The 12,982-nt window shown below is 67.6% G+C and carries 12 protein-coding genes; 5 read left to right on the top strand and 7 right to left on the bottom strand.

Features of this window, described 5'->3' with window-relative positions; translation table 11 throughout:
* Nucleotides 1–36 precede the first annotated feature (36 nt).
* The 5 genes from PKO50_RS31380 to PKO50_RS31360 form a co-directional block, all read right to left on the bottom strand.
* Nucleotides 37–1,341: a HipA domain-containing protein gene (locus tag PKO50_RS31380; RefSeq protein ID WP_275628188.1), complete on the bottom strand. Its 1,305-nt coding sequence runs from the start codon at nt 1,339–1,341 to the stop codon at nt 37–39.
* Nucleotides 1,341–1,628, bottom strand: a complete 288-nt coding sequence (locus tag PKO50_RS31375) for a helix-turn-helix domain-containing protein (RefSeq protein ID WP_109934363.1) — start codon at nt 1,626–1,628, stop codon at nt 1,341–1,343. Before PKO50_RS31375 ends, PKO50_RS31380 begins: the two co-directional genes overlap by 1 nt.
* A gap of 302 nt (nt 1,629–1,930) precedes the next feature.
* On the bottom strand, nt 1,931–3,427 hold the full coding sequence (locus PKO50_RS31370; protein WP_275628187.1) for a CoA-acylating methylmalonate-semialdehyde dehydrogenase: 1,497 nt from the start codon (nt 3,425–3,427) through the stop codon (nt 1,931–1,933).
* Between the two features lie 177 nt (nt 3,428–3,604).
* The gene (locus PKO50_RS31365; RefSeq protein WP_009614286.1) at nt 3,605–3,898 is read right to left on the bottom strand and encodes a cupin domain-containing protein; all 294 of its coding nucleotides are present in this window, start codon (nt 3,896–3,898) and stop codon (nt 3,605–3,607) included.
* Nucleotides 3,899–5,245, bottom strand: a complete 1,347-nt coding sequence (locus PKO50_RS31360) for an aspartate aminotransferase family protein (protein WP_275628186.1) — start codon at nt 5,243–5,245, stop codon at nt 3,899–3,901. It abuts the gene before it with no gap.
* Between the two features lie 137 nt (nt 5,246–5,382).
* Here PKO50_RS31360 and PKO50_RS31355 point away from each other — a divergent pair, with 137 nt between their 5' ends.
* From PKO50_RS31355 to argE, 5 genes are all read left to right on the top strand, one after another.
* Nucleotides 5,383–6,303 (top strand): LysR family transcriptional regulator, encoded by a 921-nt coding sequence (locus PKO50_RS31355; protein WP_089392504.1) that lies wholly within the window; start codon nt 5,383–5,385, stop codon nt 6,301–6,303.
* Between the two features lie 491 nt (nt 6,304–6,794).
* Nucleotides 6,795–8,144: an NAD(P)/FAD-dependent oxidoreductase gene (locus tag PKO50_RS31350; protein ID WP_275628185.1), complete on the top strand. Its 1,350-nt coding sequence runs from the start codon at nt 6,795–6,797 to the stop codon at nt 8,142–8,144.
* A gap of 3 nt (nt 8,145–8,147) precedes the next feature.
* Entirely contained in the window at nt 8,148–8,570 is a 423-nt protein-coding gene (locus PKO50_RS31345) for a RidA family protein (RefSeq protein WP_089392506.1), read from the top strand.
* A 10-nt stretch (nt 8,571–8,580) separates the two neighbouring features.
* Nucleotides 8,581–9,255, top strand: a complete 675-nt coding sequence (locus tag PKO50_RS31340; protein ID WP_109937188.1) for a DUF1028 domain-containing protein — start codon at nt 8,581–8,583, stop codon at nt 9,253–9,255.
* Between the two features lie 33 nt (nt 9,256–9,288).
* On the top strand, nt 9,289–10,440 hold the full coding sequence (gene argE, locus PKO50_RS31335) for an acetylornithine deacetylase (protein ID WP_275628184.1): 1,152 nt from the start codon (nt 9,289–9,291) through the stop codon (nt 10,438–10,440).
* A gap of 271 nt (nt 10,441–10,711) precedes the next feature.
* Here the strand turns inward: argE and PKO50_RS31330 are convergent, their stop codons facing one another.
* Nucleotides 10,712–12,064, bottom strand: a complete 1,353-nt coding sequence (locus tag PKO50_RS31330) for an 8-oxoguanine deaminase (RefSeq protein ID WP_275628183.1) — start codon at nt 12,062–12,064, stop codon at nt 10,712–10,714.
* Nucleotides 12,065–12,218: 154 nt separating this feature from the next.
* Nucleotides 12,219–12,902: an SDR family oxidoreductase gene (locus PKO50_RS31325; RefSeq protein ID WP_275628182.1), complete on the bottom strand. Its 684-nt coding sequence runs from the start codon at nt 12,900–12,902 to the stop codon at nt 12,219–12,221.
* Nucleotides 12,903–12,982: the final 80 nt, after the last annotated feature.

Raw genomic sequence — 12,982 nt, 5'->3', positions numbered from 1 at the left:
GCTCTTCGTAGGAGCGAGCTTGCTCGCGAACCGCCTTCAACCACCCAGCCGCGTAGCCATCTCACCAATAACGATGGCCACCAACGCCCGCAGCAGTCGAACCTCGCCAGCCAGCGTGGCACGCAATTCCGGCCGAACGGCCGATAACGCCAGATTCTCCTGCTCGACCTCCGCAAGCAGCGCCTGCGCCTGCTCCCGTACCGCCCTGGTGAGCCTAGCCACATGCTCACGCGCCGTAGCCGGCTTGATGCCCATGGCCTCGCCGGCTGCCACCAGCAGCGCCCCATCGATCTCCTGTAGACGCTCGGTACCCAGAATCGGCCAGGCCATAGCAGCCTGCTGCGGCCAACGCTCCTGCCCGAATGCCCGAGTCCCGTATACGGCCGTGCAGAGCAGATCGTAGAACGGTGCAAGGTTGAAACCCCGGCGCGTGACCAGCAGGCTCAGGTTCTTCAGGTGCGCATCCTCGTTGCCCACCAGCACATTGAACACCAGCCAGCGGAACAGGCTCAGGCGCGCCCTCACCGAAGGCCGGCTATCGCTGGCGATCTCGCGCAGGCGCTCGATGCTGCCCTGGTTGTACTTGAAGGCACGGTCCAGGCCGAGCAACTGGCAGGCATCGATGCAATGCAGGCGCTCCCAGTCGCCCCCGACCTGGCAGCGGTCGAAACGCTGCACCAGGTACACCGGCTGCGGCACATAGCGCCGATGCACAGCGGGTACCTCCAGCCCGACACGCGCGGCCAAGGTCATCACGAACCACTCGTTGATCACCGAATGAGCCCATGCCGGGTCCGGGTGGTCGGGCTTGAGGATATGCGTCGAAGGGGTGCTGCCGATGGGTTCGAACAAGTCGCTGCCATCGAATACGACGGCCACCTTGTGCTGTGCTCCCGCCAGCGACATGCGCTTGGCCGCGCGTTCGGCCAGCGGCACCTGGGGCATCTGCTCGATGCGCCGGGATAGCTCCGTATCGGGCAATGCGCGTAGTTCGCCGGGCGCCGGCAGTTGCTCCGGTGGCAGCAAGGTGAGCGAACCTGCCGACTCGGCGCCGAAGTGCTCCAGCAAGCCGAAAGCATCCGCCTCCGCCAAGCGCGCCGCTCCCGCCAACAGGCGTCGCTGCCCCTCCTCCGGCAGCAGATTGTCGAAGTACCACTGCACCGGACGCTGGCTTGCGCCATCCACATGGGGCTCGCTGCGAAGCGGCAGCCCCGGACACAACGGATAGGCCTCGGGCGCATCCAGCCACTCGCGGGAATAGGCGAACGCCCAGGCGCCGTTGTTCTCCTCAAGGCTGCCGACGCGGGTCTGGTTGATCCAGGCATCCAGTTGCCGAACCATCAGTCCTCCTTGCCGCCTTCAGCCTTGTAGACAAGCCGTTGCAGCTGTTGCCGGGTCGGCTCCGCGTACTCCTCCGGCACCTCGATGGAGACTTGCAGACCCAACTCCTGCAGGACCTGGAACAGCTTGCCCCACTGCACGCGTTCGGCACCGCGCTCGACCTTGCCAAGGAAGTTCTCGCTCACACCGATGCTGCCGGCGGCATCGTCCTGGCGCAGGTTCATGGCCTTGCGGCTGGCGCGTACCAGCAGGCCGAGGGTGGCAGGTGAGTCGATATCGACTTTCATGAATAATCCTCATGACAGTGAGGATTTCGTGCCGACCAGCACAAAAAACAATTAAATCCTCACGATTGCGAGGATTCTAGACCCTAACGACGGATGTTCAATTAAATCCGCATGAGCGTGAGGATTGTGTGCACTGGCTCAGAGCTGTTCGCGAGCAAGCTCGCTCCTACACGTACATCGGAAATATCGCCGTATTCCAGCCCAAGGGCGTGGCTATTCACCGATTGATGGGTATCGCTTCATGCCTGGCAAAACGAAAAAGGCCGGTCAAATGACCGGCCTTTCCCTTACTTCACACCACCTCAGCTATTGCTGGGGAAAGCGAACTGCGCCGCCTCGTGGCTCTTGCGCTGCGGCCAGCGCTGGGTGATGGCCTTGCGCTTGGTGTAGAAGCGCACGCCGTCCGGGCCGTAGGCGTGGAGGTCGCCGAACAGCGAGCGTTTCCAGCCGCCGAAGCTGTGGTAGGCCACCGGGACCGGCAGCGGGACGTTGACGCCGACCATGCCCACTTCGATCTCGTCGCAGAACAGGCGGGCGGCTTCGCCGTCGCGGGTGAAGATGCAGGTGCCGTTGCCGTATTCGTGGTCGTTGATCAGCTGCATGGCTTCTTCCAGGCTGTTCACGCGGACGATGCACAGGACCGGGCCGAAGATTTCTTCCTTGTAGATGGTCATTTCCGGGGTCACGCGGTCGAACAGGGTGCCGCCGAGGAAGAAGCCGTTCTCATGGCCGGCGACCTTGTAGCCGCGGCCGTCCACCACCAGTTCGGCGCCCTGCTCTACGCCGCTGTCGATGTAGCCGGTGACCTTGTCGCGCGCCGCGCCGGTGACCAGCGGGCCCATGTCCAGGCCGCAGGAAGTGCCGGCGCCGATCTTCAGGCCCTTGACCTGCGGGACGATCTTCTGCACCAGGGCGTCGGCGATCTGGTCGCCCACGCACACGGCCACGGAGATGGCCATGCAGCGCTCGCCGCAGGAGCCGTAGGCGGCGCCCATCAGCGCGCTGACGGCGTTGTCCAGGTCGGCGTCGGGCATCAGCACGGCGTGGTTCTTGGCGCCGCCCAGGGCCTGCACGCGCTTGCCGCGCTTGGTGCCTTCGGAATAGATGTACTCGGCGATCGGGGTCGAGCCGACGAAGCTCAGGGCCTTGACTTCCGGGGCCTCGATCAGCGCGTCCACCGCGCCCTTGTCGCCGTGCACCACGTTCAGCACGCCTTTCGGCAGGCCGGCTTCCTGGAACAGTTCGGCGATCAGCAGGGTGGAGCTGGGGTCGCGCTCGGACGGCTTGAGGATGAAGGTGTTGCCGCAGGCGATGGCCAGCGGGTACATCCACAGCGGCACCATGGCCGGGAAGTTGAACGGGGTGATGCCGGCGACCACGCCGATGGGCTGGAAGTCGCTCCAGGCGTCGATGTTCGGGCCGACGTTGCGGCTGTACTCGCCCTTGAGGATTTCCGGGGCGGCGGTGGCGTATTCGACGTTCTCGATGCCGCGCTTCAGCTCACCGGCGGCGTCCTCGAGGGTCTTGCCGTGTTCTTCGCTGATCAGTTTGACGATGCGCTCTTCGTTGGCTTCGAGCAGTTGCTTGAAGCGGAACAGCACCTGGGCGCGCTTGGCCGGCGGGGTGTTGCGCCAGGCCGGGAAGGCGGCCTTGGCGGCGTCGATGGCCTGCTGCATGGTTTCGCGGTCGGCCAGCGGGACCTTGCGCACGGCTTCACCGGTGGACGGGTTGTAGACGTCGGCGGTGCGGCCGGTGTCGGCGATCAGCTCGCCGCCGATCAGGTGCTTGATGGTGGTCATCGTCTTGTCTCTTCTCGCTAAGTAGGTGGGGGCAGGCGCTTGAAGCGCCCCTCTCCCCAGCCCTCTCCCTGAAGGGAGAGGGAGGTTTGTTCGGCGTGTTGGGTGGGCCGCGGAGTCCGCCGGGGACTGCACTCTAAGGCGAGTCTCCCAGCGGCGCCTACGCGCGGGCCCGCGTGCTCAGTGTTGCTTGAGCTCGATCTCGATGAAGGCCACTTCGTGGTCGCAGGGGTTGATCACGTTGTGCTCGGTGCCGATCTGGCGGGTGTAGCTCTGGCCCAGGACCAGCGGCGCGCGCCGCTCGCCCTCGGGGGTTTCCAGCAGCAGCTCGCCGCCGGTCACCGGGACCACCACGTACTCCATGCCGTGGCGGTGCCAGCCGGTCTCGGCGCCGGGGGCGAAGCGCCACTCGGTGACCAGGACCTTGTCGTTGTCGATCTGCACCGTCGGGACGGCCTTGGGACGCTCGCTCACTTACGCCACCCCGTTCAGGGCTTCGCCGACCGCATCGAACAGGCGGTCGAGGTCTTCGGGCTTGGCGTTGAAGGTCGGCCCGAACTGCAGGGTGTCGCCGCCGAAGCGCACGTAGAAGCCTTCCTTCCACAGCTTCATGCTGGCTTCGAACGGGCGCACGATGGCGTCGCCGTCGCGGGCGGCGATCTGGATGGCGCCAGCCAGGCCGCAGTTGCGGATGTCGATGACGTTCTTCGCGCCCTTGATGCCGTGCAGGGCCTTCTCGAAGTGCGGCGCCAGCTCGGCGGACTGCTGGATCAGGTTTTCCTTCTGCAGCAGGTCCAGCGCGGCGATGCCGGCGGCGCAGGCGACCGGGTGGGCGGAGTAGGTGTAGCCGTGGCCGAATTCCACCGCGTATTCCGGCAGGTTCTGGCCCATGAAGGTGTCGTAGATCTCGCTGCTGGCGATGACCGCGCCCATGGGCACGGCGCCGTTGGTGACCTGCTTGGCGACGTTCATGATGTCCGGGGTCACGCCGAAGTATTCGGCGCCGGTGGCCTTGCCCATGCGGCCGAAGGCGGTGATGACTTCGTCGAAGATCAGCAGGATGTTGTTGGCGTCGCAGATTTCGCGCAGGCGCTGCAGGTAACCCTTCGGCGGCACGATCACGCCGGCGGAACCGGACATCGGCTCGACGATCACGGCGGCGATGTTGGAGGCGTCGTGCAGTTCGATCAGCTTCAGCAACTCGTTGGCCAGCTCGACGCCGCCGGTCTCGGCCGCGCCCCTGGTGAAGGCCATGCCCGGCTGCAGGGTGTGCGGCAGGTGGTCGACGTCCATCAGCGGGCCGAACATCTTGCGGTTGCCGCCGATGCCGCCCAGGGCGGTGCCGGCGACGTTCACGCCGTGGTAGCCACGGGCGCGGCCGATCAGCTTGGTCTTCTGCGCCTGGCCCTTGATGCGCCAGTAGGCGCGGGCCATCTTGATCGAGGTGTCGGCGCACTCGGAACCCGAGCCTGTGAAGAACACGTGGTTGAGGTTGCCGGGGGTGAGGTTGGCGATCTTCTCGGCCAGCTGGAAGGACAGCGGGTGGCCGTACTGGAAGCCCGGGGAGTAGTCGAGGGTGGTCAGCTGCCTGGCCACCGCGTCGGCGATTTCCTTGCGCGAGTGACCGGCGCCGCAGGTCCACAGGCCGGACAGGCTGTCGTAGATGCGACGGCCCTTGTCGTCCACCAGGTAGCTGCCTTCGGCGGCGACGATGATGCGCGGGTCCTTGTGGAAGTTGCGGTTGGCGCTGAAGGGCATCCAGTGGGCCTTCAGGTTCAGGTCGGCGGCGGCCGACGGCGCTACGTTCACTTGCTGGTTCATGGAGTTCGTCCTCGACGACTGTCTTGTTGGGCGCGCAGGCCGCGTCACGCCTGCTGCGATGGCTCAAGATTGGGCCTGACTAAACGTGAGTTAAAGCCTATTCTTCTCACGTTCAGTTTCGGTTCGGTAAAACTAAAATGGCAAAATCCCGCAGCCCGTCCCTGGGCCAGGTCAGCGACTTCGAAATCCGCCTGCTGCGCATCTTCAAGACCATAGTCGAGTGCGGCAGCTTTTCCGCCGCGGAAAGCACCCTGGGCATCAGCCGCTCGGCCATCAGCCTGCACATGGGCGACCTGGAGAAACGCCTGGGCATGCGCCTGTGCCAGCGTGGCCGGGCCGGCTTCGCGCTGACCGACGAGGGCCGCGAGGTGTACCGCGCCACCCAGTCGCTGCTGGCGGCGCTGGAGGGCTTCCGCGCCGAGGTCAACGAGCTGCACCAGCACCTGCGCGGCGAACTCAACATCGGCATCATCAACAACCTGGTGACCCTGCCGCAGATGCGCATCACCCACGCCCTGCGCGCGCTCAAGGCGAGCGGGCCGGGGGTGCGCATCAACATCGGCATGACCACGCCCAACGAAATCGAGCTGGGCGTGCTGGACGGCCGCCTGCACGTCGGCGTGGTGCCGCTCATCAGCCCGCTGTCGGGGCTGGAGTACTCGCCGCTGTACGACGAGCGGTCGCTGCTGTTCTGCAGCCGCGAGCACCCGCTGTTCGAACGCGAGGACGCGGGCATCACGGTGGCGGAAATCCACGCCTGCGCCGCGGTGGCGCCCAGCTACCGCATCCCCGCCGAGGCCCAGGAGCGCCACCAGGAACTGACCGCCAGCGCCAACGCCTCGGACCGCGAGGGCATGGCCTTCCTGATCCTCACCGGCAGCTACATCGGCTACCTGCCCGACCACTACGCCGCCGACTGGGTGGCCCAGGGCCGCATGCGCGCGCTGCGCCCGGAACGCTTCCACTACGACATCCCGCTGACGGTGGTGACGCGCAAGGGGCGGCGGCCGAACCTGGTGCTGGAGCGGTTCCTGGAGGCGGTGGCGGAGAGTCGGTAGGAAATTTCGCCCACACACCTCTGCCAAACCTGTACTCCGCCCCCTCCCTAACCCTCCCCCGCAAGCGGGAGAGGGGACCGTCCGGCATGAAGCGCAATCACCAGGCTCCCTGAGCCACAATGCGCACGAATCGCGGACAAAGTCCGCTCCAATTACAGTTCCAGGGAAGCACGGACGTAGGAGCGGACTCCGTCCGCGATTGGACTCACCGACCGCGCCGAACGTCCCGGCGGCACCGCCAACGGCACATAACCACGAACGGCCATTCGCCCTACACCCCATCCGTTTTATCTTCCCTGCCACGCAAAAACCTATACCCCCTCCCCGCCACCCCCGCGCGGCCCGTGGCTTGCGGGCCCACAGTTTTTCCCTAGCCTGCGACTACAAAAATCATAATTTCGCTAATCCCCGGCGCTGAACAGAATGCGGCCAACACGCGGTGGACAGCCGTGACCGCAGAACAACAACGATCAGAGTCCGAGGAATCACCCATGGCCGACCTGAATCAGACCACCTTCGGCAAGCCCGCCGGCAAGACGCTCGATGGCATTGAAACCGATACCCTCGTGGTGGGCGCCGGCCAGGCCGGCGTGGCCATGAGCGAGCACCTGACCGCCCAGGGCGTGCCGCACATCGTGCTGGAGAAGAGCCGCATCGCCGAAGCCTGGCGCACCGGCCGCTGGGATTCGCTGGTGGCCAACGGCCCGGCCTGGCACGACCGCTTCCCGAACATGGAGTTTTCGGTCGGCCCGGACGAGTTCCCGCACAAGGAGCAGGTGGCGGACTACTTCGTCGCCTACGCCAAGCAGTTCGACGCGCCCATCCGCACCGGCGTGGAAGTGAAGAAGGTGACCCGCAACCAGGGCCGCCCCGGCTTCACCGTGGAGACCTCCGAGGGCACCCTCCAGGCCCTGCGCATCGTCTCCGCCACCGGCCCGTTCCAGCGCCCGGTGATCCCGGCCATCGCGCCGAAGGACGAACGCATCCAGCAGATCCACTCGGCCCACTACTTCAACCCGCAGCAGCTGCCCGAAGGCGCTGTGCTGGTAGTGGGCGCAGGCTCCTCCGGCGTGCAGATCGCCGACGAGCTGAACCGCGCCGGCAAGCGCGTGTTCCTCTCGGTGGGCGCCCATGACCGTCCGCCGCGCAGCTACCGCAACCGCGACTTCGTCTGGTGGCTGGGCGTGCTCGGCCTGTGGGACGCCGAGGAAGTGCAGCCGGGCCGCGAGCACGTGACCATCGCCGTGAGCGGCGCCCGTGGCGGCGAGACCATCGACTTCCGCCGCCTGGCCAACGAGGGCATCACCCTGGTCGGCCTGACCAAGGCCTTCGAAGGCGGCAAGGTGAGCTTCCAGGACGACCTGGTGAAGAACCTGGAGGCCGGCGACCGGAACTACCTCGACCTGCTGGACGCCGCCGACGCCTACATCGAGCGCAATGGCCTGGACCTGCCGGAAGAGCCGGAAGCCCGCAGGGTCTTCCCGGACGCCGAGTGCGTCCGCAACCCGATCCTCGAGCTGGACCTGGCCGCCGCCGGCATCACCTCGATCATCTGGGCCACCGGCTACGCCGTTAACTTCGACTGGCTGCAGGTGGACGCCTTCGACGAGAAGGGCAAGCCCAAGCACCAGCGCGGCGTGTCCCGCGAGCCGGGCGTGTACTTCGTCGGCCTGCCGTGGCTGTCGCGCCGTGGCTCCTCGTTCATCTGGGGCGTGTGGCACGACGCCAAGCACGTCGCCGGCCACATCGCCACGCAACGCAAGTACGTCGAATACCAGGACGCCTCGCAGCGCGAGGCCTCCGTTGAATCGCAAGCCAAAAAAGCCGCTTCCTGGGAGTAAGTGATGCCTACCCACACCCGCATCCGCATGTTCAACACCAAGGACACCTACCCGAACCAGTCCCTGGACAACGACCTCTGCCAGGCCGTGCGCGCCGGCAACACCGTGTACGTGCGCGGCCAGGTCGGTACCGATTTCGAGGGCAACCTGGTGGGCCTGGGCGACCCCCGCGCCCAGGCCGAGCAGGCGATGAAGAACGTCAAGCAGCTGCTGGAAGAAGCCGGCAGCGACCTGTCGCACATCGTCAAGACCACCACCTACCTCATCGACCCGCGCTACCGCGAGCCGGTCTACCAGGAGGTCGGCAAGTGGCTCAAGGGCGTGTTCCCGATCTCCACCGGCCTGGTGGTCTCGGCCCTGGGCCAGCCGCAGTGGCTGATGGAGATCGACGTGATCGCGGTGATCCCGGACGACTGGAACCAATAAGGAGCGGCCCATGACCTTCTCCATCGTCGGCCGCTGCGCCGAGACCGGCCAGCTGGGCATCGCCATCAGCTCCTCGAGCATCGCCGTCGGCGCGCGCTGCCCCTGGGTACGCGCCGGCGTCGGCGCGGTGGCCACCCAGAACGTCACCCTGCCGGCCCTCGGCCCGCAGATCCTCGACCGCCTGGAGGCGGGCCTGGCGCCCGCCGCGGCGCTGGACCAGGCGCTGTCCAGCAACGGCTACGGCCAGTACCGCCAGGTCACGGTCATCGACCAGCACGGCCAGGTGGCACTGTTCACCGGCAGCGAGGCGCTGGGCGTGAACCACGCAGTGGCCGGCGAGAACTGCGTGGCGGCGGGCAACCTGCTGTCGTCCACCGCGGTGATCGAAGCCATGACCAAGGCCTTCGAGGCGGCCGACGGCTGCCTGGCCGAGCGCCTGCTGGCGGCGATGCAGGCGGCCATGGCCGCCGGCGGCGAAGCCGGGCCAGTGCACTCGGCGGCGCTGAAGGTAGTGGGCGACCTGGTCTGGCCGGTGGTCGACCTGCGCGTGGACTGGGCCGACGAGGCGCCCATCGACGCGCTGGAGAAGCTCTGGGTAGCCTACAAGCCGCAGATGCAGGACTACATCACCCGCGCGCTGGACCCGACCAAGGCGCCGAGCTACGGCGTGCCCGGCGACGAGTGACATCCCCTGTAATTTGAAAAGCAGGAGCAGAACATGCCCAGCAGCCGTGACATCCTCGCCAGGCTGGTCGCCTTCGACACCGTCAGCCGCCATTCCAACCTGGCGCTCATCAAGTACGTCCAGGATTACCTGGGCGACCTGGGCGTGGAGAGCGAGCTGTTCTTCGACGAAGCCGGCGGCAAGGCCAACCTGTACGCCACCCTCGGCCCACGCGACCGCGGCGGCGTGTGCCTGTCCGGGCACACCGACGTGGTGCCGGTGGACGGCCAGCCCTGGACCGTCCCGCCCTTCGAGCTGACCGAGAAGGACGGCCGCCTGTACGGCCGCGGCACCGCCGACATGAAGGGCTACATCGCCTGCGTGCTGGCCGCCGTGCCGGCCTTCCTCGCCCAGCCCCTGCGCCTGCCGCTGCACCTGGCCTTCTCCTACGACGAGGAGGTCGGCTGCCTAGGCGTGCGCTCGTTGCTGGCGGACCTTGCGCGCCGCGAGCACAAGCCCATCGCCTGCATCATCGGCGAGCCCACCGAGCTCAAGCCGGTGCTCGGCCACAAGGGCAAGCTGGCCATGCGCTGCCAGGTGCACGGCGCGGCCTGCCACTCGGCCTACGCCCCGCAGGGGGTGAACGCCATCGAATACGCGGCGAAGCTGATCAACCGCCTGGGCGAGATCGGCACCCGCCTGGCGGCGCCGGAGCGCCACGACCCGCGCTTCGACCCACCCTACTCCACCGTGCAGACCGGCGTGATCAACGGCGGCCGCGCGCTGAACATAGTCCCGGCCGAATGCCAGTTCGACTTCGAGGTGCGTGCCCTGCCCAGCGACGACCCGCAGCAGGTCGCCGAGCAACTGCGCGACTACGCCGAGACCGAGCTGCTGCCGAAGATGCGCGCGGTGAAGCAGGAGGCGGACATCCGCTTCAGCGAGCTGTCGGCCTACCCGGCGCTGGCCACCGCCCCGCACAGCGAGGCGGCGCAGTTGCTGGCGCGGCTGAGCGGCTCCGACGAGTTCTCCACGGTCGCCTACGGCACCGAGGGCGGGCTGTTCGACCAGGCCGGCATTCCCACCGTGGTCTGCGGGCCGGGGAGCATGGACCAGGGGCACAAGCCGGATGAGTTCGTGAGCGTGGCGCAGCTGGCGGCTTGCGATGGGATGCTGGGGCGGTTGGTGGAGTGGATGAGGGTCTGAGGTTCGGCCCTACTCGCGATTTCGGCGCGGGCTGATATACCGCTCCCTCTCCCTGAAGGGAGAGGGGACCGTTGGGCAGAACGGGATGTTCTGAAGTCAGCCGGCAGCCTCGATGGTTTCCGGATAAAACCATTCCTTCTCTCGGCACGGACAAGCCCCCTCTCCCTTCAGGGAGAGGGCTGGGGAGAGGGGCGGAGTCAACCCAGCACGCCAGAGCCGCCGGGAGACTTGGTTCGCGAGCAAGCTCGCTCCTACGAAAAGCAGTCCGACGTCAGCCGATCAGCTTGCGCGCCGCCTGCGTATGCGCGGCGATCAGCCCCTTGAGGTCCAGCCCCTCCACCTCGCCGTCCACAACCCGCCAACTCCCCCCGACCATCACCCTGTCCGCCCTGTCCGCCCCACACAGCAGCAGAGCCGACAACGGATCATGGCTCCCGGAGAACCGCAGCTCATCCAGCTTGAACAGCGCCAGGTCCGCCTGCTTGCCCGGCGCCAGCTCACCGATGTCGCTGCGGCCCAGCAGTTTCGCCGAGCCCCTGGTGGCCCAGCCCAGGGCGCGTTCCGGGGTGATGGCTTCGGCGCCGTAGCGCAGGCGCTGGATGTACAGGGCCTGGCGGGCTTCGAGGATCATGTTGGAGGCGTCGTTGGAGGCCGAGCCGTCCACGCCGATGCCCACCGGCGCGCCGGCCGCTTCCAGGGCCACGGTGGGGCAGATGCCCGAGGCCAGGCGCATGTTCGAGCTGGGGCAGTGGCAGATGCCGGTGCCGGCCTGGCCCAGGCGGGCGATTTCCTCGTCGTTGAAGTGGATGCCGTGGGCCAGCCAGGTGCGCGGGCCGAGCCAGCCGACGCTGTCCAGGTAGTCCACGGTGCGCTGGCCGAAGCGCTGCAGGCAGAAGTCTTCCTCGTCGAGGGTCTCGGCCAGGTGGGTGTGCAAGCGCACGTCGTGGCGTTCGGCCAGGTCGGCGCTGGCGCGCATGATTTCCGGGGTCACCGAGAACGGCGAGCAGGGCGCCAGGGCGATCTGCACCTGGGCGCCGTCGCCACGCTGGTGGTAGTCGCGGATCAGCCGCTCGCTGTCGTCGAGGATGTCTTCGGCGCGCTGCACCGTCTGCTGCGGCGGCAAACCGCCATCGGCCTCGCCCAGGCTCATGGAACCGCGGGTGAGCATGGCGCGCATGCCCAGCTCGGCGACCACCCCGGCCTGCACGTCGATGGCCTGCTCCAGGCCGTCGGGGAACAGGTAGTGGTGGTCGGCGGCGGTGGTGCAGCCGGACAGCAGCAGCTCGGCCAGGGCCACCTTGGTGGCCAGCGCCAGTTGGTCGGGGGTCAGCCGCGCCCACACCGGGTAGAGCGTCTTCAGCCAGGGGAACAGCGGCTGGTTGACCACCGGCGCCCAGGCGCGGGTGAGGGTCTGGTAGAAGTGGTGGTGGGTGTTGATCAGGCCCGGCAGCAGCACGTGCTGGCTGGCGTCGAACACCTGCTCGCAGGGCTGCGAGGGTTGCTGGCCGGCGGCGACCAGTTCGAGGATGCGACCGTCCTGCACGACCAGGCCGCCACGGGCGTCGAGGCCGTTGGCGGTGAAGATGGCGAGGGGGTTGCGCAGCCACAGGCGGGGGGATGACATGGGTGAATCCTCCGGGTTGCGGAGCCGCCGCCCGAGGCGAGCCGGCTCCCGGTTGTTCGGGAAGCCAGCTCAGTGTTCACCCTGTCTGCTGATCCAGGTGCACCTGACCCGCAGGTCAGGCGCCGGTGCATGTTAACGCCGCCGCCGGCGTCCGTCACCAGTCGATCGTCGTCCCCTGGTAGTCCAGGTAGTACTGGCCGCCGCGCCCGGCGTAGGCCTCGACCTGGTCGATCAGCCCGGCGGCGCTGGTTTCCACGTCCAGCGGCGCGGCCTCGCCGCCCATGTCGGTGCGTACCCAGCCGGGGTGCAGGTCGAGCACGGTCAGGCCGGTTTCGCCCAGGCCGGCGACGAAGCTGCGGGTCAGCGAGTTCAGCGCCGCCTTGCTCGCCCGGTACAGCGCCATGCCGCCGGATTCGTTGCCGGCCACGCTGCCCAGCTCGGAGGTCATGAAGGCCAGCACGCCGCGTTGCGCATCCAGCCGTGGCAGCAGGCGCTCGGCCAGGCGCACGGGGGCCACGGCGTTGACCATGAACAGCTCGCCGACCTCGACCAGGCTGGCATCCAGCGCCGACTGGTGCGGCGGGCCGTAGATGCCGGCGTTGATGTACACCAGGGCGAAGCGCTGCCCGGCGAGTGCTTCGGCGAGGCGGTCCTGGGAGGCCGCATCGTCCAGCACCAGGGACTCGACGCGCACCGGCAGGCTGTCCAGCACGCCGGCATTGGCGGCGTCGCGCACGGTGGCGGTGACCTCCCAGCCGCGCGCCAGCAGCTGGTTCACCAGGCCCAGGCCGAGGCCGCGGGAGGCGCCGATGATCAGGGCGGAATTGGCAGTGCTCATGGGCTTGTCCTCATCGCTTGGAAAAAACCAGCATAACCGCTCCCGGGCAACCGGGCCGCAAACGACAAGGCCCGGCAGCT

The organism is Pseudomonas sp. 273, from assembly GCF_029201425.1.
In the GTDB taxonomy this organism is placed as follows: domain Bacteria; phylum Pseudomonadota; class Gammaproteobacteria; order Pseudomonadales; family Pseudomonadaceae; genus Pseudomonas; species Pseudomonas delhiensis.
The sequence above is the reverse complement of the archived record's forward strand: the minus strand, read 5'-3'. Positions and strand labels throughout refer to the sequence as shown.